This window comes from Pontibacter sp. Tf4, from assembly GCF_014212495.1.
GTDB lineage: Bacteria > Bacteroidota > Bacteroidia > Cytophagales > Hymenobacteraceae > Pontibacter.
This window is the reverse complement of record NZ_JACKZC010000011.1, coordinates 100,560-126,082: the sequence shown is the minus strand read 5'-3', so window position 1 is coordinate 126,082 and position 25,523 is coordinate 100,560. Positions and strand designations below refer to the sequence as shown.

Sequence of the window (25,523 nt, the reverse complement as noted above, 5' to 3'; positions counted from 1 at the left end):
TTAGATACCTACAGTCAGGTTCAGACCAAATGTTCTGGTTGGAGGGAACTGGCCGATCTCGAAACCAGAGATAATATCTCCGCCACCGCTCAGTGTTCCGATCTCCGGATCAAAGGCAGGCCACTCAGAGATCATGAACAGGTCACGACCAAACACACCGATGCTGGCACGCTGTAGTTTCAGTTTCTGCAGTACTGATACTGGTACTGTGTAATCCAGACGAACTTCGCGCAGCTTGATATAGTCAGTGCTGAAGGTATTGGCTTCCACGTTATCGCGGCTGAAGTGGCGCTTATAGTAGGTCTCCATGTTGGTTACCAGCACATCGTTCGGGCGGTAAGTACCGTCAGCATTCTTGATCACACCATCACCGATGATACCGTTGTAACGGCCTGGCAGAGATTTCTCAAGTTTACCTTCTTCCATCAGCACAGCGTGTGTCAGGGAGTAAGCTACTCCACCAAACTGGCCATCGAACAGCACGTTCAGGCCGAAGTTCTTATAGCGCACGTTTGTACCGATGCTACCTTTCCAGTCTGGGGTTACTTTGCCCAGGTATTTTGCTTCCTGGCCCAGTATTGGTAAACCATTCTCGTCGTAAATGATCTGTCCGTCTGGAGCACGCTCGTAGCCAAGGCCATACAGGGCACCCATCGGGCCACCTACGCGGGCTTCCATTGTACCACGCGAACCAGGCCCTATAGACTGTACAAAAGTTGTAAGGCTGTCTACCAGTTCTACTACTTCGTTTCTGTTTGAGGCATAAGTACCGAACAGGTCAATGTTCAGGCCGTCCTTGTTCTGCAACAGTTTGGCATTTGCCTGAATCTCGATACCCTTGTTCTGCACTTCACCGGCGTTCAGCACGATCTCGCTGTAACCTGTTGATTTATCGATCGGTGCCTGCAGGATCTGGTCATAGGTCTTGCTTTGGTATACCGACATATCGAAGCCTAATCTGTTGTTGAACAGGCGTACATCCAGACCAAATTCTGTACTTACTGTAGAAAGTGGCAGAAGATCCGGGTTTGGAAGTAATCTTGGGTTAGCAAGACCTGAAGTAAATCCTTCTTCCACGCCATAAGCGAACGTAGTCAGGTAAGGAGATACACCACCGCTACCAACTTTAGACCATGAACCTCTCACTTTCAGGAACGATACATAGTTTGGCAGCTGCACCATATCAGAGATGACACCGCTCAGGTTAACAGATGGGTAAAAGAAAGGCTTCGGATTTGGCTTGGCAGGGCTGGCCAGCGTACTGGTCCAGTCCTGGCGGCTGGTCAGGTCCAGGAAGATCACGTTGTCGTAGCTGAACTCGGCCAGAGCATAAATGCTGTTCACATTATAGCCTAAGCGGTTAGGATAAGACAATGGCACTTCCTTGCTGTTAGAGAACTTGTATTCGCCTGGTACCAGCAGTTTATCAGCTCTCAGCTCATCACGTGTGTAGCGGTTTGTCATGGCGCTACCACCAAAAGAGATACCACCCTTAAATTTATCGGAGATATCGCGGTTATAGCGAACCATAAAATCGTTGGTCATCTCGCGGCTGAAGATCGACTGTGTGCGGTACATACCCAGCGGGAACTTCTCAGTATCCCAAGGGCGCTGCTGCGAACGCGACTCATGCGAAAACTCCAGTGAAGAGCGAACCATCAGGCTCAGGTCCTGTGTGAAGTTGTAAGTTGCCGAAATGTTACCAACTATACCATCACGGTTCGATTTATTCAGCATCTCATACGCCTGCAGGTACGGGTTATCCAGGATACCACTGAACGGGCTGTTCTGCTTTAAGCCCTCCTGACCAGGCAACCAGTAAGGTTTAAACCAGTTCAGGTCAATGTTAGGAGATAAGCCCCTGATGAAGTACATGATAGTGTGGTTGTTATACCCCGTAGATGGCAGGTTATCGCTGATATTGCTGGTATAGTTAACCTTAGAAGAGAACTGCAGTTTATCTGTTACTTTATGGTTCAGGGAAAGAGCCAGCGTGTTACGGGAATAACCGGTGTTTGGCACGATCCAGGTGTTCTGCAGGTTAGTGTAAGACAAACGGGCAGATGTCTTGTCTGTTCCGCCATCGATGCTGATGCTGTTTGTAAATGTTTTGGCAGCCTCGAAGAAGTCTTTACGGTTGTTTTTGTAAGGCACCCAAGGTGTACGGGTAGCGCCTGTTGTTCCGGTTACAGGGTCGTACTGGTAGTAGCTCTGTCCGTTAAAGCGTGGTCCCCAGGCCGAGCTGGTGCTCTTGGTGCTTTTACCGTCTTCGGTGTTCAGGTAAGAGTACCACAGGTCCTGTCCGCCTAACCCTTGTCCGTATTCGTACTGGTAATCAGGCCAGTTAGAGATAGTGCTTACAGTTGTGTTGGAGTTCAACGTTACACCAATACCTTTTTTCTTGGAGTTACCAGACTTGGTAGTGATGATGATCGCTCCGTTGGCGCCACGTGCACCGTAAAGTGCTGCTGCACCCGGGCCTTTCAGCACCGATACACTTTCAATATCTTCCGGGTTGATGTCGTTCAGCGGGTTACCAAAGTCAATGGCGTTATCTGAAGACAGGTAAGCACCACTTCCTGAACCGGTACGCGGGCTGCTCATGATCACACCGTCCACCACGATCAGGGCTTCGTTGCTACCTGACAGGTTGTTCTCGCCACGAAGGATGATCTTGTTGGAACTTGCCGGGCCACCACCCGATTTTACCATGTTCAGACCAGCTACTTTACCGGATAGGGCATCTGTCCAGTTGTTGGAGATAGCCTGTGTCAGTTCTTCGCCTTTTACCTGCGATACAGCATAGCCCAGCGCTTTTTCTTCACGCTTAATGCCAAGAGCCGTTACTACTACTTCCGAAAGCTGCTTGCTGTCCGGGGTAAGTGTTATAGCCAGGGCCTCTTCCGGCTTGGTTATAGTTACATTTTGCTGCTGGTAACCTACGAAACGGAAAGTAAGCACAGAGCCTTTTTCAACGTCTACACGGTAGTTACCATCAATGTTGGTTACGCCAATAGGCTGCTGGTTTGCAAGTATAGTTACACCTGGCAGCGCGCTTCCGTCGTCGCCGGCAATTACTTTACCTTTTACCGTAACTTTTTGTGTCTGGGGAGTCTGCACATACACGGGAGACGCTGCTGCATCTACCGCCAGGCCGTTTCCTGCTAACAGCAGGCACGAGCAAAGCCAGAGACTTTTCTTCAGGCTATTCCTGCTCCTTTTGGGCGGGTGTAAACGTTTTTCCATCTGATTGGTTTTAAAACTGGTATTGAGCGTTTATCTTGGGTAATTAGATTGTTGTGTTATTGATTTGATTGTGTTAATCCGAGGTTGACTTTTTCTTTATTCCAGGTAAGGGCAGTAAAGAAGATCGAAAGCAGACAGGCTGCAATCAGCACTATAAAACCGCCGTCCCAGCCCCAGGCATCTACTACAAAGCCCATGGCAATATTGGCGAACAGCGCCCCGCCCATGTAGCCGAACAAACCTGTAAGGCCAGCTGCTGTACCGGCTGCTTTTTTGGCTACCAGGTCCAGTGCCTGCACGCCTATCAGCATAACCGGTCCGTAAATCAGGAATCCTATAGCGATAAGGGCCATGTTATCGACCCAGATATTACCGGCAGGGTTTTTCCAGTAAACGATAACCGCTACCAGTACCAGCACCATGTAAATGATAGTGGCAGGCGCACGGCGTCCTTTAAATATCTTATCGCTTATCCAGCCGCAAAGTAGGGTACCCGGTATACCGGCGTACTCGTAAGCAAAGTAGGCCCAGCCTGTTTCTTTCACTGAAAAACCTTTTGCTTCTTCGAGGTAAGTTGGTGCCCAGTCCAGGATGCCGTAGCGTACCAGGTACACAAATGCGTTGGCAAAAGCGATGTACCATAGCAGGCGATTGTTAAACACGTATTTAAAGAAGATCTCTTTAGCGCTCAGCTCCTTTTCGTGATCAGAAGAATAGTTCTTCGGATAGTCGTTTTTATACTCTTCTATAGTTGGCAGACCGCAGGACTGAGGGGTATCGCGCACTAGCATGTAAATGATTAGCGCTGATAATAAAGCAATAATACCCGGGAAGTACAGTTTGCTCTCCCAGGTACCAAAAATAGCGACAGCAGCAATTGCCAGCGGGCCAACAAGACCACCACCAACGTTATGCGCCACGTTCCAGATCGACATTTTTGTGCCGCGCTCTTTTGTGGAGAACCAGTGCACCATAACACGTCCGCACGGAGGCCAGCCCATTCCCTGGAACCAGCCGTTCAGGAACAGCAATACAAACATGATCATGATTGAGCTGGTAGCGAATGGCGACAGGCCCATAAAGATCATTGTGAGTGCAGACAGCACCAAACCTATAGTTAAGAAGTTGCGGGCATTGCTCCTGTCGGACACGTTACCCATCAGAAACTTGCTTAAACCATAGGCTATAGACACACCTGACAGTGCAAAACCCAGATCGGCTTTGGAATATCCCTGCGCGATCAGGTCTGGCATTACCAGCGAAAAGTTTTTACGAACCAGGTAGTACCCGGCGTAACCAATAAATATCCCGAGAAAAACCTGAAGACGCAGGCGCTTATATTCCGGATCTATTCTTTCCAAGGGCAACCGATCAGCATGTGGGGCCGGTGAAATAAGTCGCATATATTGTTTGTAAAATTTTAAGCTATTCGGTTCACTTTCAGATCGCATCCCGGCTGCTGTTCATCAACTGCACAATTGTATTCTTCCGCGGATGCAATTTTTTATTCGTATTATTACTTAAGCACTACAACTGGTGTTATAACGCGCTAATTAATGATTTTTAATTAAAAACACAGGCATACGCCTTAAAATAATAGCACAAATTTACCAATGAAAAATATATAATTTTACCTATATTAAACACCTACTGTTATAGTACATTTGCTCCATATAGGCACTCCAATTTTTCATTATTAACTGCCTGCAACTATAGTTACCACAGCTATCAGCAGCTATGATCTGTTGCTATAGTTTAAGCTACCTGGCTTGCGCTTGCCTCTTTTGTATCGGCAGGCATGTAAGGCGTTAGCAGGTACTGGTTGGCCAGTGCTATAAAACCATCCACCTGCGCACGTTTCCAGGTATCGCTTAACCCTAACTCTGCAGCAACTATAGTTGCCACAGCCGGAGCCATTTCGATAGCTGCTTTTGCGTTCAGGAACAGGACACGCATTCTGCGGGCAAGTACATCCTCTACTGTTCTGGCCATCTCGTGTCGCACCGCCCACACCACTTCTGCCGCCGTGTTCGGGAAGGCCGGGTGTAGTTGCTGCTGTAGTTCCGGACGCTGTTCCAGCAACGCACGGATGCCCTGCGCATCGCTGCCGTACACACTCAGGTGGTCAGGCTGCGGTTTGGCATGCCCATGCACTTTAAGGTCGGCAGTAGCACATGCCTTAACCGGCAATTGTCCGATCTTAATGGCTTCGTCCATGGTGTCTTCCGCCATTTTGCGGTAAGTTGTCCATTTGCCGCCTGTTATCGTCACCAGCCCCGAATCTGCCACGATCAGTTTATGGCTGCGCGATATTTCTTTGGTACTGTTAGTGCCTTTGGCTGGCGCAGCCAGCGGACGCAAACCGGCAAAAACGCTCAATACATCGTTGCGGGTTGGTTTGCGCACCAGGTACTGGCCAGCCGTATTCAATATAAAACTAATCTCTTCTTCGAGGGCGGTCGGCTCCAGGCTGCTGCTGTTCAGCGGCGTATCGGTGGTGCCTACCAGTACATGGTCATGCCACGGCACGGCGAACAGCACGCGGCCGTCCGGTGTTTTCGGTATCATCAGGGCGGCCTCGCTCTGCAGGAACGATCTGTCCAGTACCACGTGCACTCCCTGGCTTGGACGAACCAATGGGTCCTGCGCAGGCTTGTCCATTTTCAGAACATCGTTCACAAACACACCGGTAGCGTTTATCACCACTTTTGCTTTCAGGTCGTAAGCAGCGCCTGTTTCCAGGTCCATGGCTTTTACGCCGGCTACTTTGCCATTTTCAGCTTTCAGCAATCCGGTTACTTTAAAATAGTTAAGCAACGCGCCTCCCTGCTCGGCACAGGTCTGCGCCAGGTTCACCGCCAGGCGGGCATCATCAAACTGACCATCATAATAAATGATACCACCTTTCAGACCGTTCTGCTCTACAGTTGGCAACAGTTTATTTATTTTGCGTTTGCCCAGCAACTCTGTTTTCTTAAACCTGTATTTGCCGGCCATCCAGTCATATACTTTAAGCCCAATGCCATAAAATCCCTGGTTGAACAAACTATAGCTTGGGATAACAAATGGCTGCACGCGTACCAGGTGTGGTGCATTCTGCAATAACAGGCCGCGCTCGCGCAACGCTTCGTACACCAGGCTTACATCGCCCTGCGCCAGGTAGCGCACGCCGCCATGTACCAGTTTCGTACTTCTGCTGGAGGTGCCTTTTGCATAATCAGCCTGCTCCAGCAACAGCGTTTTGTATCCTCTTGCTGCTGCATCAACAGCCACGCCTAAGCCTGTTGCGCCACCTCCCACTACAATTACATCCCAGCCAGTTGTGTTTTGCTGTAGCTGCTCCACAAACGTAGCCCGGTCAAAGATACTTCCTCCCGCTTCTGCTGCTTTCGAACGCATTGTTAATTTATTGTTATATTTTTCTTTGTATTTCGTTTAAATCTAAAAAGAAATGCAATATAAAACCAAACGAAATTTAAAAAAATAACCAAAATCATCTTTAATGAGCCGTTTAGCCGGATTTGTTCAACATTTTTTTTCAGGGCCATTTAGCAAGCCGCTTTAACCGAGACAAAGAGGTTTCAAATTATTTCGGGTTAAGCTTACCATTTCGCAACTATAGTTATCCAATCATCCCGCTTTATAACCTGCAGGCGCTTAAACAGTATTACAGGTATGGCCAAGCGAGAAACAACCTACCAGCCCCTTATAACCCAGATAGACGGCTTGCATGCCGATGCCCTGGCATTGGAAAAGAAGTTCTCAGAAGAGATAAAGAAGGTGCATCCTAAATTCCGGAAGAGTGCCCGTAACCTGCTGCATTACCTGGCGTTGCGGCAACACGACATCCGTGGTTTGCAGGATGCTCTGGCCCAATTAGGCCTGTCCTCGTTAGGGAGAGCCGAGGGGCATGTGCTGGCAAGCCTGCAGTCAATCCGGAAGCAATTGTGTCACCTGGCGCAATGCCCGCCAATCGAGCACAAACTATCGGTTTCATTTTTAGAAAACCGGAAGCTACTCACGAAACACACCGAAAGCCTGTTAGGTCCGTTGCCTGCTAACCGCACGACCCGTATTATGGTCACTTTCTCTACAGACCTGGCAAAAGATTATGAACTGGTAGAACGTATGCTGAAAGCCGGCATGAACTGCGCCCGCATAAACTGTGCGCATGACAACCCCACCACCTGGCTGGCCATGATCCGGAACATACGCAAAGCCGAAAGTGCCACAGGCCTTCCCTGCTCTATTCTTTTTGACCTGATGGGTCCGAAACTGCGTACCGGGGAGCTGAAGACAGGACCTAAAGTAATGGCGATACGGCCTGTGAACAATGAAATGGGACTGGTAGCGTCGCCGGCTATAGTCTGGATTACAGGCAGCAACACACCGCCAACCACCAAGGTGGATGCTACCTTACCTGTAGAGGATGCCTGGGTAAACCAGCTACAGGAAGGCGATAAGATAAAGTTCACCGATACACGCGGCCGCAAGCGCTCGCTATCCGTCATCCGAAAGGAAAAGAAAGGGGTGGTGGCTCACTTGCTTAAAACTTCTTACATCGCGACAGGCACCGAACTGAAAGTAGAGACCAAAGCCATTGCCAGCCGCACCACTACCGTGGGTGAACTACCTCCTATTGAGGTTCCGATCCTGCTGAAGAAAGACCACCTGCTCGTACTACACCGCGACCCGGTGCCCGGGGAGCCGGCACAGTTTGATGAGAACGGGCACATTCTGAAACCTGCCCATATTTCCTGCACACTGCCCGAAGTTTTTGACCAGGTTAAAAAAGACGACCCGATCCTGTTTGATGACGGCGCTATAGAAGGCGTAGTGGCGGAAGTGGAACCGGATAAGCTGCTTGTAAAAATCACGTTCGCCAAAGAGAAAGGCAGCCTGTTGCGGGCTGACAAAGGAATTAACCTGCCCGAAACCAAACTACACCTGCACGACCTGACAGAAAAAGACAAACAGGACCTAAAGTTTGTAGCGCGCCATGCCGATATCGTAAATCTTTCGTTTGCCAACTACCCGGCTATGGTGCATGCACTGCGCGCTGAGCTGAATAAATTAAAAGCCAGGGACCTGGCCATCATGCTTAAAATAGAAACGAAAGAAGGTTTCAAGAACCTGCCATACCTGTTGCTGGCTGTAATGCAGTCGTACCCGGCGGGCATTATGATCGCGCGTGGCGACCTGGCCGTGGAGTGTGGCTGGCAGCGTCTGGCCGAAGTACAGGAAGAAATCCTCTGGATCTGTGAGGCATCGCATATGCCGGTAGTATGGGCTACGCAGGTGCTGGAGTCGTTAGCGAAAAAAGGCAGGCCGTCGCGGGCAGAGATCACAGATGCTGCCATGGCCCAACGCGCCGACTGCATTATGCTGAACAAAGGACCGCATATAATCGAGGCCATTACCCTGTTGCAGGACATTGTGCAGCGCATGCAGGACCACCAACTCAAAAAAACATCCATGCTGCGCAGCCTGCACATTTCGGAACTCAGCCAAACACCCTCCTGATAAACTATAAACCCGTACTTTTACGGAAACGAAACTCTATAACTATGGATGGCAGAAAACGCTCGAATATAAAGCCCGGCATGCGGGTAAACATTGTAATGAAAGAAGACCAGCGCACCGGATACCTTACCGAAGGCTACGTGCAGGATATCCTGACCAATTCCCCTAACCACCCCCACGGCATTAAAGTACGCTTAGAGACTGGCGAAGTAGGGAGAGTTAAAGAAGTTTTGAGTTAGTTAGTTTAGGAGTTAATGAGTTAGATTATTTAAGAAACTTTATTTTTTAGCTGCGTTCTTTCTGATGGTGGCAAGTATGGCTGTGAGTTCATATGCCTCCTGCTTTAAAGCAACTAAAAGACTCGGTTTTATAATTTCTGACTCTTCCAACATTTCCAGCCAGAACAATGACTCATCGGCTTCTTCCAGCGCAACGCCTATCTTAGCTGCAAATTCTGCTTTAGACCTTGACCTGCAGGCCGCACGATAATTAGCAGCAACTGACGTAGCAGAACGCAACAACTGCTTGCCAAGGATTTGCGCCTCTGAATCCTTAGGCAGCGCCTGGAATAACTTGATAACACGTAACGCAAAAATTTTTGTGCGCACTTTAAACTGCTCTGCAAAATCAAAATTCTTCATTCTATCCTCCCCACACTTCATAAACTCATTTAGTCTTAAACTCTCTAACTCCTAAACTCATAAACTCCCAAACTATAGCAGTCCCTCATCGGCGAAGCTATAGTAGTCGTTGTCGGTGAAGATGATGTGGTCGAGGATGGGGAGGTCGAGGAACTGGCCGGCTTCTTTCATCTTTTTGGTGAGGGCAATGTCGGCGGCGCTGGGCTTTGTATTGCCGCTGGGGTGGTTATGCACCAGTATAACGGAGCTTGCCAGTTGCTCCAGCGCTTTTTTGAAGATGATCTTGGGGTCGGCCACGGTGCCGGCAACACCGCCGGCGCTAATGCTTTCCTTTTTCATCACGATATTGGCACGGTTCAGCAAAATGATCCAGAATTCCTCGTGCGGCAGGTCCAGCAGCTGCGGTTTTATATAATTGTAAATATCAGTGGAGCAGGTGATCTGCGTTCTGGCAGCAGCGGCGGTCTCTTTTCGCCGGCGGCCCAGTTCCAGGGCACTAACTATAGTTATGGCTTTGGCCTCTCCTATTCCCTTATGCTTCATCAGGTCTTTCACGCTTAGCCGGGCCAGTTCGTTCAGGTCGTTACCGACAGCAGCAAGTATCAGTTTGGCTACATCAACGGCCGTTAATTTGGGGGTACCGGAGCCTATCAGAATGGCTATCAATTCGGCATCGCTGAGGGCCGCTTTGCCTTTCAGCAGCAGTTTTTCGCGGGGCCGGTCCTCTTCAGCCCATGTCTTGATGTTGAGTGCAGGCCGGTAGGCCGTCAGCGTGTCAGCGTCTTTCATGTCGGTACAATATTTGTTGATTAAAAGCGGTGCCTCTGAAAGTCTAAGTCAATGCATTTAGTTCAAGGATGGCCCTGAAATTTTCGATTAACGTGTACTTACCGCCTGCTACACCTGCAGGCGGATTTGATTTTACAGAATGCGACGCATGATCTCTTTTGCAATACTTGCTTTTATACTTTTCCTGGTAGACCTGTATGTGTTCCAGGCACTGAAAACCGTAACCCAGGGGCTTGCACCCGACACCCAGCGAATCATCCGGATCGCTTACTGGGCGTTGTTTGCAGCTGCACTGGTCGTTTTTGCCATTTTTGCGAACACGCCACGGCACCCGTCCTCGCAGGTTAAAATATACCTGACCAACATCTTTTTTATACTGTATGCCAGTAAACTGCTGGTAGTGCTTTTCCTGTTTGTAGATGACCTGGTGCGCATTAGTAAAATGGCTCTGAATGCCGTAAACACCGAACCGGCGTTTGATCCGTCGCGCAATAAATTCCTGAGCCAGATGGGCCTTCTGGTAGCGGCCGTCCCTTTTTCGGCTTTTATTTATGGCATGGTAAAGGGCGCTTATGATTACCGTGTAAAGCGCGTAACGCTAAAATTCCCGAACCTGCCACAGGCCTTTGATGGCTTTAAACTGCTGCAGATTACAGACCTGCACACCGGCAGCTTCCACTCCACAGAACCGTTGCAGGAAGCCGTGCGCCTGATAAATAAACAGGAAGCGGACGTGGTACTTTTTACCGGCGACCTGGTGAACAACGTTGCCACCGAACTATACCCGCACCTGGACACACTGAAGCAGATCAAAGCTAAAAAAGCTGTATACTCTGTGCTGGGCAACCACGATTATGGCGATTACGTGACATGGAGCAGCGCGGCAGCTAAAAAGCAGAACCTGCAAAACCTGATGGAAGCACAGGGCAAAATGGGCTGGCAACTCCTGATGAACGAGCACCGCCTGATTGAAAAGGATGGGGAGCAGATTGCTATACTTGGTGTGGAGAACTGGGGCAACCGCGCCAACTTCCCGAAATACGGAGACCTGCACAGTGCTCATGCCGGTACTGAGAAGGTACCGTTTAAAGTACTGCTTTCGCATGACCCATCGCACTGGGATGGCGAAATAAACCAGAAATATACCGACATAGACCTGACCTTATCGGGGCATACGCATGGCATGCAGTTTGGCGTAAACATACCCGGCTTAAAGTGGAGCCCTGTGCAGTATGTGTACAAGCAGTGGGCAGGCCTGTACCAGAAAGGGCGCCAGTACCTGTATGTAAATACAGGCCTCGGCTTTTTAGGCTACCCGGGTCGTGTAGGCTTTTTACCGGAAATAACCGTGTTCGAATTAAAGAAGGCCTGACAGTAACAGCAACTATAGCAACGGACCAGCTCCTAAGGGTTGGTCCGTTTTTGTTTGGGCCCGCCAACTCCTGCCTGTTTAACTTTACCTGGCACTGCACGTAAAAAATCAGACGCACCGGCGCCGATATCACGCCAACTGGCGCTGCACCTATGTAAAACGCAAGAAAACAAACGATGAAAAAGATATTATATCCCGTAAGCCTCGCCACAGCCTTGTTGCTGGCTTCCTGCTCCGAAGACAGAGGTACAACGTATGAAGTAGCGGATGCCAACGAAAATGATAGAGTTGAACCAAACCAGCTGAACAACTATAACAGACCCGGCACCGCTGCCACAACAAACGTAACAACTGAAACCCCGGCTCAGCAAAACCTGTCGGCAGAGCAATTGGTCAGAGACTACTATACCCATAACAACCCTGTAGAATTCTATCATTTTACTGCTACCGAGCGAATGGGTGGTCTGGCACCGGGAACTGCTAAAACGGCAGCAATGGACTCAAGCAAGACCATTACCACCACTAACAACCAGACAGGCAAAACGCAACCAAACAGCGCAATGCCGCAAACAACTACAGCCGATACACAACCTGCCAGAACAGAAGGAACAGATAAACAGACTATCCAGAATTCGAACAAAGGCAAAGCCACAACCAAAAAAACTGATAAGAAAAAAGAACGGCTTACTCCATATAACGACAACTAACAACTTACAAGCTCAGAAAACACGCGAAATCGCCTGCAAACCAAAATTTGCAGGCGATTTTTTGTTGGCCTGAACGCTACTGAACTATAGTTACAGCATAGCTATAGTTATAAATTTTGGAGCTGGCATACTTTTTAACCATCTTTGGCGTATTACAGGCAGCCTTTATAACCTGCTACTGCACCCAACCTGTTACATGCACCGGTATCTCAATCTTACAGGCTTAATCCTTTTGCTGATGTTGCTCACCTGGGCACCAGCGCTGGCGCAACGCAACGTAAGAATCAGTGGTACCGTACTCGGCCCCGATAAAAAAACACCCGTGCCAGGCGCAGGCATTGTACGCTATGGCACCACCAAAGCAGTTATCTCCGACACCGAAGGTAAATTCCTGATAGATGTTGCGCCTCAGGACACCTTATTGATACGCGCCGTTGGCTATAAGCCTATTCTATATCTGCCACGTCACATGCCGGTTTCGGAAATGCGCGTAACTATAGTTATGCAGGAAGATAGTGTGATGCTGGGCGAAGTGGAGATCACCAACCGCCCTTCGCAGGAAATGATACAGCGTGCCCTGCGCAACATGAACCGCCCGGACCCTAACTATGTCAAAAATCCGGCGTACGTGCCAGCGCCTAAAATGCCACCACCACCTCCGCCACCGCCACCCACGGTGCTAACGCCTATCAGCCTGTTATATGACCTTTTTTCGAGGGAGGGCAAGGAGCTGAGAAAAATGAAAGAGCTGTATTTTTTACAGGAACTGGAGCGCCAGAAAAAGGAGCAGGAAAACTATAACCGCTTTTTTAAGGATAACACCGGCTACGAAGAAAAAGAACAGTAACAGCCAAACAAATCTGATGTCCGTAAGTTAGCTAAAGCAAAAAACGGCACCATGAAAATAGGCTACCCCTGCATTAACCAGTCGCTGGACTGCACTTCTTCCCGCACTTTCCGGCTGGCCTCGTATTCCGATGAGCGGCTGATAGAGACCGTACAGCTAAACCTGACCTGTCTGCAGCGCATCCTGGAATATAACGTGCAGCACGGGCTGTATTTTTTCAGGCTCACTTCAGATCTGGTGCCTTTTGCCTCGCATGAGGTAAATCAATATAACTGGCAGGAGCATTTTAAAGAGCAGTTTGTGCAGCTGGGCAACTATATCAAACAGCACAATATGCGCATTTCCATGCACCCCGACCAGTTTGTAGTGCTCAACTCCCCTAACCCCCAGACGGTAAACAACAGCATTGCCGAACTGGTGTACCAGGCCAGCATCCTCGACCTGATGGAACTGGATACCACCGCCCGGCTACAGATACACGGTGGCGGGGCCTATGGCGACAAAGGCTCAGCTATAGATCGTTTTGCAGATGTATACCATACCCGGTTACCTGAGAGCGTGAAAGCCCGGTTATGTGTAGAGAACGACGACCGCACCTATAGTTTGCTGGACTGTCTGCGCCTGCACGAGTTAACCGGCATGCCCATTATTTTTGATAACCTGCACCACGAATGCGTGAACAACGGAGAGCCGATGCGGGAAGCCGTAGAGATTGCTGCCAGCACCTGGCAACCAGACCGGGATGGCATTTTAATGATGGACTACAGCGCACAGGCGCCTGCCGAGCGAAAAGGCAAACACGTGCAAACAATATCCGAAGAGCTTTTCCACGATTTTTTAGTGGAGACCGAGGGGCTGGACATGGATATTATGCTGGAAATAAAGGATAAAGAAGCCAGTGCCCTGAAAGCAGTAGCTGTTGCAGGCAGCCTTGGCCGTTTATAGTATAGTTGCTAACTGCGTATAGATCCACTCGGCCAGTTGCCAGAGTAGCCACAGCAGCAGTACAAACAGCACAATTACTCCGATAACAACTCCAAGGATAACACCTTTGCCGCTGCCCTGGTATTTGCCTTCCTCGTAGTGGCGGGTAAGCAGGCGCACATTGCGTTGGTTTGCCTTAAAGAAAAAGTCGAAGAAGTTGCCAAGAATCGGGATGCTCCCGATAATCGTATCGAGGGTTATGTTCAGCAGCATCAGGGCTACCACTTTCCCGCTGGCACCATGTCGCGCCATGGTCATCACCAGCATAGCCGATACCCCAAACGAAGCCAGATCGCCGGCCACCGGAAACAAGCCAAGCAAAGGGTCTAACCCAAACCTGAAATTTGTGCCCGGAATCCTGAACTGGTTATCCATGAGTTTGACCATGTGGTTTACCCACTTCAGTTTTTCGGTGTGCGGCGTGCGGCTGTAGCGTATTTCCTGCGGTTCCATCATAGCCGCTTATACGCTTATATAGCTATAAAGTATACTTTAATTTGCTGCTGACTATAGCAGCTATAGTTACCCAAACTATAGCACGTTAGTCGCGGCGCTTATACTTGTTCTGCTTAAAATTTTTCTTTTTGCGGGCATCCCACTTGTCGTTGCGGCTCTCCTGGCGGTTGCGCTCAAAACGCATGCTGCGGCCGTCGTCATCCACAACTATGGCTTTTCGTCCATTCATGGGGTTGCAGGAAGCGCCCAGCAGACAGATAAAGGTAAATAACAGAAGGTGTCGAAGTATTTTCATAGGTATAAAGTAAAGGGGCTAAAACAGTTGCGAACCACAACTATAGCACATAAAACAAACTGAGGTTACTTTATACTTCGATTTGATTTATTGGTTTTATTCAAGAACAGATAAAATTTATTTAATAACTGTAGCATAGTGAATTTACTATATTTATAAACCTATATTTATTTATTTTTGTACTTTCGCCTCCAACTTGCTGATCTGATCTTGAAAACAACTTATATGCGTGCCTTCACTATTACTCTTCTGCTTGCCCTTAGTGGCTATAGTTACTCATTTGCTCAGAAAGACAAAGAGAAAGAGAAAAAACAATACGACCAGGTAGACAGGTATTTTTACAACGGGATGCTGCTTGTAGCGTCAGGAGGAAAATTTGGTTACCTGAACACCGCGTTTGAAGAAGTGGTACCACCGCGTTACGATGATGCACAGACCTTTTACAGGATGGTAGCTATTGTGAAAGCCGGAGGTAAATATGGCATGATCAATACACAGGGCGTAGAGATCATCCCTCCTGTTTATGATCAGATAAAACACCTGAAAGGCGACCTTTTCCTGATCCGGAAAGAAGACGGGTATGGAATTGTTGACAGAACAGGCACTGAGTTGGTTGCACCGGAATTTGAGAGCATACGCTGCACTAAGGCCGGCCTGCTGGAAGTGAAGCGAAACAACCGGGTCTTCATGATTGACCGGCAAGGCCAGCAGATCATTCCGTTGCAGTATGTACTCACCTCCAAAAAAGCTGCTAACTACTGGCTCTTTAAAACGATGTCATGGGCAAAGTAAGGCCGCTTAACCAAAGCGTTTGTACTTGGGCAGGCTCAGGTTATATTTTACAGCCAGTAACCGGATAACAATGATAAGCAGGGTAGCTACCAGAAACGACGTAGTACGATGCACTTCTAAATTAGCCATACCAATATAGACAAAGGCACCAGCCAGGCAGGCGCTGGCATATACTTCCTTTTGAAAAATAACCGGCGTTTCATTGGTAAGCGTATCCCGGATGACTCCACCCATTACGGCCGTAAACATGCCCATAATGGCAGCAATTACCGGGTGCACCCCAAGACTCAGCGCTTTTTCTACGCCCACTACTGTAAACAGTGATATTCCCATGGTATCGAACAGGAGCAGTGTACGGCGCAGGCGCAGCAAATGCTTGTAAAAAAGGGCTGTGAAAAGGATTGCTATAAAAATAGTGTAGAGAAACTGCACATCCCTGATCCAGACCAGCGGGTAACTGCCGAGCAGAATATCGCGCAGCGTACCGCCTCCGATGGCTGTTACAAAACCTGTAAACGCAGCTCCAAACCAGTCCTGGTCTTTTTCATCAACGGCCAGCGCTCCTGATACAGCAAAAAAGAAGGTTCCAATCAGTTCAAGTATGTATTGTATTTCCAATGGCTCAGGTAAATTAAATCCGGTAAATATAGCGAGTTAAGGCGAAAAGTGCAGCCGCAGGCCTATTGACCACATTATCCGGATAGTACCGGCAACAAAAAAGCCCCTGAACCAGAGGCTTCTGCTTTTGTGCCGTTATCTTCCGAAATCATCCTGTACCCGAACAATATCATTTTCATCAGACGGGTTGGCTGCATCGGTGTGGCGCCATATTTCGGCCAGTACGCCCCAGTCGCTGAGGCCTACCAGGCGGTGCCGCTCTCCCTGGTGCAGGGTTATAGTTGACTCCGGCAGCAATCGCTTTAACTCGCCTTCTTCGTCGGTATCGCTGGTTACAACGCCTACTTCACCTTTCAGTACTTTCCAGATCTCGGCACGGCGATGATGGTATTGCCACGAGAGGCGTTTTTCCGGGGCAACTATAAGTATCTTGGGGCTCAGCTTGCCCGAAATTTTAAGGTCTTCTACAGGTATCTGGTTAAAATACACTTCTGCAAAGCGGGCAGCCTGCTCTTCGTTGATCACAAAAAAACCGCCCCAAGGCCTGTTCAGGTCTTTGTCTGCTATGCTAAAGCCCTGGTTGGTAAGCTCTTTCTCAACTTCGCTGAAAAGCGTCTGCTTATCTTCTAATAAACTCATCATGATAAGGGTGCTCTATAAGGGTAAACTAATGTGTATAAGTAAAGAACAATACTTACACGCAAGGCTTTAGGTTACTGAATATGATTATTAAATGTTTACCTGAACCCAGTAACAGCAGACACTGCATCCGGAGTCTGGTATACATCACTAAATGGCCCGCCATTTTTGTAAACGACGGGCCTTGTTACCGCAAAGGTAAGATTTCTGGTTTACCAGCATAGTATAAGCAGTAAAAATGTTCTGTCACCAAGCCAGGTTAACTGAATCTGCCTTTACGGGCTTTTTTAAGCAGTTCGCGCCGGTGCATTTTGGCAAGTTTCTTTTTGCGAACAGCTTTTTTCAACGAATCGTTGTAGAAGTCTTTTTTGGCAGATTTAAATATGCCTGCACCTACCGCAACGGCAGATTTGTTGCTGCAGGCCAGACCGGTGCCAGCGGCAGCATGAAGCGGGATAGCCAGTATGGCCATCGTAATGCAAAACAAAAGGATTTTTAAGGGTTTCATGAGTGTAGTTATATATAGTTTTATATTGATAATACAATACACCCTTAAACCTATCACATGTATAAAAGTTTCATAATATATAATTTATTTTATTTATTATTGAATTTAACAAACAGGAAATTCCAATCTATAGCTGAAAACAAGCTAAAAAGACCTATATTATTAACGAAACGACAAACTTGGGCTCTTTCAAAATCCAGGCACATTTAGCCCAACCTAAACAGGATAAGTACACTTAGAGAGAAACAGAACTATAAGTCTGGAAACGTACCAACTATAGCATATAAAGGAAAAGCACAGTAAACTATAGTTAGCTGAAACTATAGATTATAGCCCGAATAAAAATTACTGAGTACCCATTAAAAGTCCACTACAACTATAGCCTGCTTCTTATCAGATAACCAGCCGCACGCCACCCATCTGTTGCAAACTATATGGAAAGTGGTCGCCGGGCGAGCCAATGAACATGAAGTTCTTGGGAATGCCCCATTTGCGTGAAAGCTCCTGTACCAGTTCCGGCCCGAAATGTCCTTTCATAACTATAAAATCGACTTCCAGTTCCGGGTATGCTAGATCAAGCACTTCTACTTCGTGCATCAATCTTTTGGGTGGCACCTCCCCTTCCCGGAGCACATTCACGATCTTCAGCCGGTTGGTATGCTCATTTTCCACAATGTAACGCATCACTTTGTTGATGTTGGCAATATTATCGCCCCGGGTAAAGAACACAAACTGCTGTGCCCGGATAGCGTGGATCAGACGGATGATCTTGCGGGAATTGATGGGAAGCCTCTTTTTGATTTTCCGCTCTATCTGCCGCACCAGGTAGGTCAGGAAGATCAGCAGTTCGATCCGGTACAGCATTATAAATACGACCGATACCGTCGGGATAAAATATTTCAGGAAGACCCAAACATAGGCCGGGTTTAAAAGTGCGTTACCGACCAGTGCTGCCAACACTGCAACTATAGCTACAAACAATACTAGCGCGGAAGCACGCACCGGACGTGGCAAGCGGTTTCTTCGGAATTTAAGCAGGATATTGCCCAGCCCGAATAAAGCCATCACCGACAGAAAGGAAATGGTATACACGCCTGCCAGTGCCCCAATGTCACCGCGCGTAATGAACAGGATAGAAACGCACAACAGAAAAAAGCTGATGATAATGAGGTAAGGAGATCCCTTCTTGTTCATTTTCAGCAGAAACTGGGGTAAGCAGCGGTCCAGCGTCATACGTTGTACCAGTCCTGTCATTCCAACATAAGAGGTTAGCACGGCACCGCTCAGTACCAGCGCAGCATTCACGGAAACAAGTATGGCAAGCCACTGGCCGCCGGCAACCTCTCCTAAATAGGCCAGCAGTGCTGTCTGGTTTTCGGCTACGGCTGCCATAGGAATAATAGCAATGGCCAGAAAAGCTGTGAGCGGGTTAAAAATGGTGACTGCCAGCCACATATTGCGCAGCGTTTTCGAGAAGACTCCCGGTGCCTGCTCTTCCACAAAATTGGCCGAACTCTCAAAACCTGAAATTCCCAGCATAGCGGCTGCAAAACCAAAAAACAGCGCCTGCCATATACTCCCCTTCAGTGGCTGGCTATAGTTTAACGCCAGGGTATCAAACCCATGCCCAAACAGGTAAATAAAGCCTACCAGCACCAATAATGTGAGCGTGGAAATGTGCGTGATAAAAATGATGATAGCCACAACTGAAGACTCGCCGATGCCCATGATGGTAAGGCCCATAAAAACAGCTAACAGTATGATAGTTGCTAACACTATAGGGAGCCCGGCCCAGAGATGATGTACATAATGCATGGCCTCGCTGGCCGAAATAACGGCAGTAGCCATGTAAGACAGGAGCGTGAGGCAGGCTGCCAGCGAGGCTGTGGCTTTGCTGGTAGTGTTAAGCAGGGCATTGTAGGCCCCGCCGTTTAAGGGTAATGCCCCCACCACTTCCCCGTAAATAGACCGGAACAGGAACAGCACGCCACCAACCATCAGCAAGGCGATCCAGGCATACTGGCCCGCATAAATAATTGCCAGTGCAGATACATACAAACAAGAGGAAGTAATGTCGTTACCGCAAATGGCTGTGGCCGCCAATTCTTTTAGTTTAGGCGGGTGCGATGGCGCCACGGCGGTAGATGAATCCTGCTGCATAAGGCCTTTATAAAAATACCATACAGTATACGGCCCGTAAGCTGAAGATGTAAAAAATTACCATGTAAATACGACACAGTTTTGTACGCGCTACAGCGGCTTTATAGTATTTGCGTTTGCTATAGTTTCCATGTACACGTCAGAAAGGTGCGGCATTAGAATAGCCCCATAGCGGCAGAACTTTATTAGACTTTTCGTAGTGCTAACTGTTCAGAGGTAAGAATACGCCCTGACCCACCTCAGAAAACATACCCTAAACTGGCACACCAGCAACGAATTATGTAGATTTAAGCATGCTACAAAAAATCAACCTCACCTCTTTCAAAGACTTTTTAAAATCCGGATCAGCAGGCGGCTTTATTTTAATGGCCTGCGTTGTGCTGTCTTTAATCATCGCCAATTCGCCCCTTGGCCCCGGCTTCGAACGTTTGCTGGCGCAGCAAATAGGGTATGAATCAGAAGCGCTGCAGTTAAGATACCCTGTTCTGCTCTGGATCAATGACGGCCTGATGGCTATATTCTTTCTGCTGGTAGGGTTGGAAATAAAACGGGAGTTGGTGGAGGGAGAGCTATCTTCCTTTAAGCAAGCGGCCCTGCCTGTGTTTGCCGCCATCGGCGGGATGCTGGTTCCGGCGGTGGTGTATAGTTTGTTCAACCAGGGCACCGCTACCGCTAATGGCTGGGGAATACCTATGGCAACCGATATTGCCTTTGCCATTGCCGTAATAACGCTTCTGGGCAAACGGGTGCCGCTATCTTTAAAGGTATTTTTAACGGCACTGGCTATTGTGGATGACCTGGGTGCCATTGTGGTGATCGCCTTGTTCTACTCAACAGAAATGCACCTGAATTACCTCTTATATGCAGCAGGCGTTTTCGCGCTGCTGATTGTCTTTAACCGGATGGGCGTAAAGAATATCTGGCTTTACCTGTTGCCAGGCGTCGTGATATGGTATTTTATCCACCATTCAGGCATACACGCCACCATTGCAGGTGTGCTGACTGCGTTAACACTACCTACCACTCCTGACGAAACAGAATCTCCGCTGGAGAAACTGGAGCATGCCCTGACCAAACCTGTCAACTTCCTGATCATGCCGGTTTTTGCGCTGGCCAATACCAATATTACATTTGAGATGAGCATGCTGGATGGGCTTACCAGCACCCTGGGAATGGGAATTATTTTTGGCCTGTTAATAGGCAAACCGATCGGGATTGTCTTTTTCTCCTGGTTGTCGGTAAAATTAGGAATCAGTACTTTACCTGCTGGTACCAAATGGCTGCAGTTTGTTGGCTTAGGCTTACTGGCTGGCATCGGGTTTACCATGTCTATCTTTATCGCACTGCTTTCTTTCGATGATCCGGCTTTTCAAACGCAAGCTAAGTTTGCTATTCTGGTAGCATCTGTAATTGCAGGTTTGTCAGGTTACCTGTTCCTGAGGAGGCTGGGTGCAAAGAACGAACTGACCGATGTGCCCATCACACAATAATTGTCGTGGATTCTTACGAACTACTAAAGCCGTTCCTGAAATGACAGGCTTCTGTTAGCAGATTTCATAAAAGTGTTTGACTGATATCAGAACAGAAAACAAAAAAGGGCTTCTACATAGCGTAAAAGCCCTTTTTTTATAAATGATTGTGGAGTAGCAGGGATTCGAACCCTGGTCCAGACAAGGAAACCGTCGTGCCTTCTACATGCTTAGGTTTATTCGGATTGTCGGGAGCTTGCAAGTATAAACCAAACTTATGCGCACTCCTTAGGTGCTTTAGTTTCGCCTGTGCACCACACCTTTACACAAGCTAGTAAATCGGATCGAAGCCTCTGATGTGCAGGCAGATTTACGAAACCTGCACGAGACTATGGCTAGTGCTTAATACCTAGATTAAGCAGCCATGGCGTAGTTATATTCGCCAGTTATTGTTCGAACGGATTTTTAACAGGTGGTACGTTCATCACCCGACATGCTTACACGCAATCTGCACAAGCTGTCAATTCCGGTCTACCCCATAAATTAAAGAACGAATTCTTGCTGCTTTTATACTTCAAGAAGTATGCCACAAACATACGCAATTTTATCGTATTCCGATGTCTGGCAGCTGTTATTTAAACATAACTATAGTTCGTAAAGTTCAGCTATTATAAGTTCAAAGCCCTTCCTCGGCGCGCATGGCTGCACACCTCGGAAGGGTTTGGGGTAAGCTAAACACAAACTAATCTGTAACTATAGTTATTTCCGGGCAGTGCCTGTTTTAGTGCTTGTTTCCGGGGCCTGGTAAAAATCTGCTACCGAGGTAGTGTATTTGCAATAGTCCAGTGGATTAACGATCTGGAAAACCTTTGGCTCTTTGGCTCCAACCGGCAGCAGCATCAGCGACAACTTGCCATCTATAGTTTTGCGATCCAGGGCTATGCCTTCGCGGTTATCAAATTTCACATCAAAGTAGTACAGGTACGGGTAGATCCAGTTCACGTATTGCGCTTTACTGGTACCCGACAAGCTTCTTATCTCCAGTTTATCATAGTTGTTGGCTATGGCCTGCTGAAACTCCACTGCATTGAGCGGCACATTGTTCAGTACCGGCATCACGTCGAACTGGCCATCCAGCAATACCCACTTCTTCAGGTCGGGCAGGTAAACTTCCAGCAACACGTGGCCGGCACCAAATTCAGTCGTTTCTACTTCTTTCATCTTTAAACCCAGGCGGCGAGCCGGTAACCCAATGGAATTAAGCGCGGCAGCTGTAACAGTACCGTACTCCACACAACGAAACTGTTTACCTTGTTTTACTTCGGCCAGAATCGTCAGCGCATCTGGTTGCGAGGGCTGGTTCATGCCGTTATGGTCCCACTGTTTGTGCACCCAGTTCACCATGCGCAGGGCTCTTTCGGTGTCGTTGGCAGCACCGGCAACTATAGCATCCAGGTTGTACTGCTCACGCAGGGTGTTCAGAAACTCGTTGTTCTGGTTCTGCTCATACACAAAACTATAGCCCGGCTTTGTAGCAGCCTTGTTAAATTTGAGGGCCTCAAAACCATAGCCTTTAATTTCGGTCAGTGCGTAGTCTTTGTTATTGAGCAGCACATAAAACTGGTGCGAAGAACCCGGCTTTACGGTAAAGCTGATGGAGTCGGAATCAGTATAGAAAGAGAACTTCACTTTTTTGTTGTGCACGGGTACTTTCAGTACATCCACGGCTAGCTCCGGGGTAATGTTCCAGTTGCCTTTTACCCATTCAGTGCCAACTTTATAGTCTGCAACTTTACTGGTAGCCTCTAGTACAGGCAGGCCTTTGTATGTTTTCTGAGCAATAGCAGGAGCTACCAGCACCAGCATTACAAGTAAAAATGATAATGACTTTTTCATGGTTTTAGATTGTACTTATAGTTCGGAAATAGTAATTCTTATTCTGTTCTAAGCGAAGTGACCGGGTTAGCTATAGCTGTTTTAATGGCATGGAAGCTCAGCGTAATGATAGCTATAACTATAGTTGAGATGAAAGCCGAAGCGAAGATCCACCAGCTCATGTCGGTGCGGTCTACATAGTTCTCCAGCCAGCCGTTCATAAAATACCAGCCCAGCGGCAAGGCAATCAGGTTCGCAATCAGCACCAGTTTCAGGAAACCCTTGCTCAGCATGTACACAATACTGGCCACCGATGCACCCAATACTTTGCGGATACCGATCTCTTTGGTGCGCTGCTCGGCTGTAAATAAGGCCAGCCCAAACAAACCGAGGCAGGAAATAAAGATGGCAATGATGGCAAAATATTGCGTTAACCTACCCATTACAGCTTCGCTTTTGTACATCTTCTCAAAGTCTTCGTCCAGGAAGTGGTACTCAAACGGGAAAGCAGGATTGTGGCGCTTCACGATCTGCTCTACTGCTGCCAGCACTTCGGGCATCTGTCCGGGTGCAATGCGTGCGTACAGGTAGCGTTGGTTGGCATCCTGTAACCTTAAAATAAGTGGCTGCATGCTGCTGTGCATCGAGCGGGAATTAAAGTCTTTCACCACGCCAACTATATGCCCTTTGATGTTCCAGATCTGGATCGGCTGCCCTACCGGGTCCTGAAGTTGCATCAGGCGTACAGCTTCTTCGTTAATGATAAAGGCTGATGTATCAGTGCCAAAATCTTTTGAGAAATCGCGGCCATCTTTCACCTGGATGCCCATGGCATTTGCATAGTTATAGTCCACAGCCATCATCCCAAACAGCACATTTGCATTAGGGTCTTTTCCTTTCCAGTGCACATCACCGGTCGAGTTGCTGATATCAAGCGGGATCTGGTCGGAAGCGCTCAGTCCTACAATACCCGGTATATTCTGCAGGTCACGTTTCAGTACTTCATACTTTTTGCCAAGGTCACCGTCCAGCTGAAAGTAAAGGACATTTTCGCGGTTAAGGCCAATGTTTTTGGTGCGAATATAGTGCAGCTGCAGGTATACCACCAGTGTGCTGATGATAAGCAGGCCGGATAAAATAAACTGAAACACTACCAGCCCTTTGCGGAAAACGGAGATGCGCTTACTTACTTTACTTGTGCCCTTCAACACCACTACCGGGTCGAAAGACGACAGGAAGAAAGCCGGGTAACTGCCCGATAGAATTCCGGTAACTATAGCCACACCGAATAACAGCGAAAGCAAGGCCGGGTCGCTCAGGTCCAGCGTTATAAACTTGCCGGTAAGCTCGTTAAAGTGCGGCAGCAAAATACCTGTCAGGTTTACGGATACGAACAGCGCCAGAAAAGCCACGAGCATCGACTCGATCATAAACTGCTTTATGAGTGAGGATTTGTTTGCCCCGATGGCCTTGCGCACGCCTACTTCTTTGGCGCGTTTGGCAGAGCGGGCTGTAGCCAGGTTCATGAAATTGATACACGCAATGGCAAGTATAAACACAGCGACCACCGAAAACAGGCGCACGGTTTCTATTCTGCCGCCCCCGGCTACTTTGGTGCCGTTAAATTTGCCGTACAGATACATTTCGCTCACCGGCTGCAGAAAAAGCTCTGTGTCGTCGTCTTTGCTGTACTTGGTTATATGATTTTTAATTTTCTCGTTAAAAGCCACTAGGTCGGTGCCCGGCTGCAGCTGCACAAACGTACGGATGCCATTGTTATCCCATCTTTTCAGCCAATGCCCGTCCGGGTGGTTTATCAGGTCCCCTAACGGAAGTACCCAGTCAAACTGCATAGAGGAGTTTTTAGGCGCATCCTGCATCACGCCGGTCACTTTGTAGCTGTCGCGGTTATCTACTTTAAATATTTTGCCCATGGCCTCTTCAGCAGAACCAAAGAACTGGATGGCTACTTTCTCAGAGATAACAATAGAATTAGGATTTACCAGCACCTGCCGCGCATCGCCGTGCAGCAACGGGAACGAGAACATCTCAAAAAAAGCGGGATCTGTATAACGGCCATCTACTTTCAGAATTTTATCCTGGTAGGTCAACAGCTTTTTCCATTCCCAGGTAGAGCTACGCACAGCATGTTTTATTTCCGGAAAGTCTTTTTCCAGGGCTTCGGCCAACGGACCGGGCGTGGCATCGGTTGTCAGGTTGTCGGCCCCCGGGTAGCTCTGCAGTTCCATTAACCGGTACAGGTTATCGGTATCCTGATGAAAACGATCAAAGCTCAGTTCGTCGCGCACCCACAGCAATATCAGGATGCTACAGGTCATGCCCAGCGCCAGCCCCGAGATGTTGATCAGGGAAAAAACTTTGTGGCGCAGCAGGTTGCGGTAGGCCATTTTGAAGTAGTTCTTGATCATAGTTCTGGAAATTTATTGGCTCAGTAAAAAATCTTCTTTTTGAACAGCAGCAGGTATTTGCCTGCACACTGCCAGGTATATAGAAATTTGAATGCCACTTTTACAAAAAGCTATAATTCAAACACTTACGCAAAACCAAAACTATAAAACTGTACGCTTCCGATACACAATCT

At 48.1% G+C, this 25,523-nt stretch carries 21 protein-coding genes and 1 other RNA gene; 8 read left to right on the top strand and 14 right to left on the bottom strand.

Annotated features, from left to right (window positions below; all coding sequences use genetic code 11):
• The 3 genes from H7F15_RS17435 to H7F15_RS17425 form a co-directional block, all read right to left on the bottom strand.
• The gene (locus H7F15_RS17435; RefSeq protein ID WP_185198278.1) at positions 1-3,246 is read right to left on the bottom strand and encodes a SusC/RagA family TonB-linked outer membrane protein; all 3,246 of its coding nucleotides are present in this window, start codon (positions 3,244-3,246) and stop codon (positions 1-3) included.
• A 56-nt stretch (positions 3,247-3,302) separates the two neighbouring features.
• Entirely contained in the window at positions 3,303-4,649 is a 1,347-nt protein-coding gene (gene glpT, locus H7F15_RS17430; protein ID WP_185198277.1) for a glycerol-3-phosphate transporter, read from the bottom strand.
• 352 nt (positions 4,650-5,001) lie between these two features.
• On the bottom strand, positions 5,002-6,645 hold the full coding sequence (locus tag H7F15_RS17425) for a glycerol-3-phosphate dehydrogenase/oxidase (RefSeq protein WP_185198276.1): 1,644 nt from the start codon (positions 6,643-6,645) through the stop codon (positions 5,002-5,004).
• 276 nt (positions 6,646-6,921) lie between these two features.
• On the opposite strand from H7F15_RS17425, the gene H7F15_RS17420 reads away from it, so the two are divergent.
• Positions 6,922-8,769, top strand: a complete 1,848-nt coding sequence (locus H7F15_RS17420) for a pyruvate kinase (RefSeq protein WP_185198275.1) — start codon at positions 6,922-6,924, stop codon at positions 8,767-8,769.
• 44 nt (positions 8,770-8,813) lie between these two features.
• Complete coding sequence (locus H7F15_RS17415; protein WP_185198274.1) at positions 8,814-9,008, top strand: YwbE family protein; 195 nt, start codon at positions 8,814-8,816, stop codon at positions 9,006-9,008.
• Between the two features lie 39 nt (positions 9,009-9,047).
• Here H7F15_RS17415 and H7F15_RS17410 read toward each other — a convergent pair whose 3' ends face one another.
• Both H7F15_RS17410 and radC read right to left on the bottom strand, forming a co-directional pair.
• Entirely contained in the window at positions 9,048-9,410 is a 363-nt protein-coding gene (locus H7F15_RS17410) for a four helix bundle protein (protein ID WP_185198273.1), read from the bottom strand.
• Positions 9,411-9,482: 72 nt separating this feature from the next.
• Positions 9,483-10,199, bottom strand: a complete 717-nt coding sequence (gene radC, locus H7F15_RS17405) for a DNA repair protein RadC (protein WP_185198272.1) — start codon at positions 10,197-10,199, stop codon at positions 9,483-9,485.
• Between the two features lie 148 nt (positions 10,200-10,347).
• Here radC and H7F15_RS17400 point away from each other — a divergent pair, with 148 nt between their 5' ends.
• The 4 genes from H7F15_RS17400 (at position 10,348) to uvsE (ending at position 14,070) form a co-directional block, all read left to right on the top strand.
• Positions 10,348-11,571 carry a metallophosphoesterase gene (locus H7F15_RS17400; RefSeq protein WP_255481313.1) on the top strand — a complete coding sequence of 408 codons (1,224 nt, stop codon included), beginning with the start codon at positions 10,348-10,350 and terminating at the stop codon, positions 11,569-11,571.
• 176 nt (positions 11,572-11,747) lie between these two features.
• Complete coding sequence (locus tag H7F15_RS17395; RefSeq protein ID WP_185198270.1) at positions 11,748-12,278, top strand: hypothetical protein; 531 nt, start codon at positions 11,748-11,750, stop codon at positions 12,276-12,278.
• Positions 12,279-12,474: 196 nt separating this feature from the next.
• Positions 12,475-13,125 carry a carboxypeptidase-like regulatory domain-containing protein gene (locus tag H7F15_RS17390; protein WP_185198269.1) on the top strand — a complete coding sequence of 217 codons (651 nt, stop codon included), beginning with the start codon at positions 12,475-12,477 and terminating at the stop codon, positions 13,123-13,125.
• Between the two features lie 51 nt (positions 13,126-13,176).
• Positions 13,177-14,070 carry a UV DNA damage repair endonuclease UvsE gene (gene uvsE, locus H7F15_RS17385; RefSeq protein ID WP_185198268.1) on the top strand — a complete coding sequence of 298 codons (894 nt, stop codon included), beginning with the start codon at positions 13,177-13,179 and terminating at the stop codon, positions 14,068-14,070.
• Here uvsE and H7F15_RS17380 read toward each other — a convergent pair.
• Both H7F15_RS17380 and H7F15_RS17375 read right to left on the bottom strand, forming a co-directional pair.
• Positions 14,065-14,565: a DUF4112 domain-containing protein gene (locus H7F15_RS17380; RefSeq protein WP_255481312.1), complete on the bottom strand. Its 501-nt coding sequence runs from the start codon at positions 14,563-14,565 to the stop codon at positions 14,065-14,067. The two genes, uvsE and H7F15_RS17380, sit on opposite strands and share 6 nt — an antisense overlap.
• Positions 14,566-14,650: 85 nt before the next feature.
• Complete coding sequence (locus H7F15_RS17375) at positions 14,651-14,860, bottom strand: hypothetical protein (protein ID WP_185198267.1); 210 nt, start codon at positions 14,858-14,860, stop codon at positions 14,651-14,653.
• A gap of 225 nt (positions 14,861-15,085) precedes the next feature.
• On the opposite strand from H7F15_RS17375, the gene H7F15_RS17370 reads away from it, so the two are divergent.
• Positions 15,086-15,652, top strand: a complete 567-nt coding sequence (locus tag H7F15_RS17370) for a WG repeat-containing protein (RefSeq protein ID WP_185198266.1) — start codon at positions 15,086-15,088, stop codon at positions 15,650-15,652.
• A 6-nt stretch (positions 15,653-15,658) separates the two neighbouring features.
• On the opposite strand, the gene H7F15_RS17365 is transcribed toward H7F15_RS17370, so the two are convergent.
• From H7F15_RS17365 to H7F15_RS17350, 4 genes are all read right to left on the bottom strand, one after another.
• Positions 15,659-16,270 (bottom strand): trimeric intracellular cation channel family protein, encoded by a 612-nt coding sequence (locus H7F15_RS17365; RefSeq protein ID WP_185198265.1) that lies wholly within the window; start codon positions 16,268-16,270, stop codon positions 15,659-15,661.
• 135 nt (positions 16,271-16,405) lie between these two features.
• The gene (locus H7F15_RS17360) at positions 16,406-16,912 is read right to left on the bottom strand and encodes a phosphoheptose isomerase (protein WP_185198264.1); all 507 of its coding nucleotides are present in this window, start codon (positions 16,910-16,912) and stop codon (positions 16,406-16,408) included.
• A gap of 256 nt (positions 16,913-17,168) precedes the next feature.
• Complete coding sequence (locus H7F15_RS17355) at positions 17,169-17,417, bottom strand: hypothetical protein (protein ID WP_185198263.1); 249 nt, start codon at positions 17,415-17,417, stop codon at positions 17,169-17,171.
• Positions 17,418-17,810: 393 nt separating this feature from the next.
• The gene (locus H7F15_RS17350) at positions 17,811-19,577 is read right to left on the bottom strand and encodes an APC family permease (protein ID WP_185198262.1); all 1,767 of its coding nucleotides are present in this window, start codon (positions 19,575-19,577) and stop codon (positions 17,811-17,813) included.
• 293 nt (positions 19,578-19,870) lie between these two features.
• On the opposite strand from H7F15_RS17350, the gene nhaA reads away from it, so the two are divergent.
• Positions 19,871-21,067: a Na+/H+ antiporter NhaA gene (gene nhaA / locus H7F15_RS17345; RefSeq protein ID WP_185198261.1), complete on the top strand. Its 1,197-nt coding sequence runs from the start codon at positions 19,871-19,873 to the stop codon at positions 21,065-21,067.
• A 146-nt stretch (positions 21,068-21,213) separates the two neighbouring features.
• Here nhaA and ssrA read toward each other — a convergent pair.
• The 3 genes from ssrA to H7F15_RS17330 all read right to left on the bottom strand — a co-directional run bounded on the left by ssrA (position 21,214) and on the right by H7F15_RS17330 (position 25,350).
• Positions 21,214-21,584, bottom strand: a transfer-messenger RNA (tmRNA) gene (ssrA, locus tag H7F15_RS17340).
• 221 nt (positions 21,585-21,805) lie between these two features.
• Positions 21,806-22,942: a transglutaminase-like domain-containing protein gene (locus tag H7F15_RS17335; protein WP_185198260.1), complete on the bottom strand. Its 1,137-nt coding sequence runs from the start codon at positions 22,940-22,942 to the stop codon at positions 21,806-21,808.
• A gap of 38 nt (positions 22,943-22,980) precedes the next feature.
• The gene (locus tag H7F15_RS17330; RefSeq protein WP_185198259.1) at positions 22,981-25,350 is read right to left on the bottom strand and encodes an ABC transporter permease; all 2,370 of its coding nucleotides are present in this window, start codon (positions 25,348-25,350) and stop codon (positions 22,981-22,983) included.
• Between the last annotated feature and the right edge of the window lie 173 nt (positions 25,351-25,523).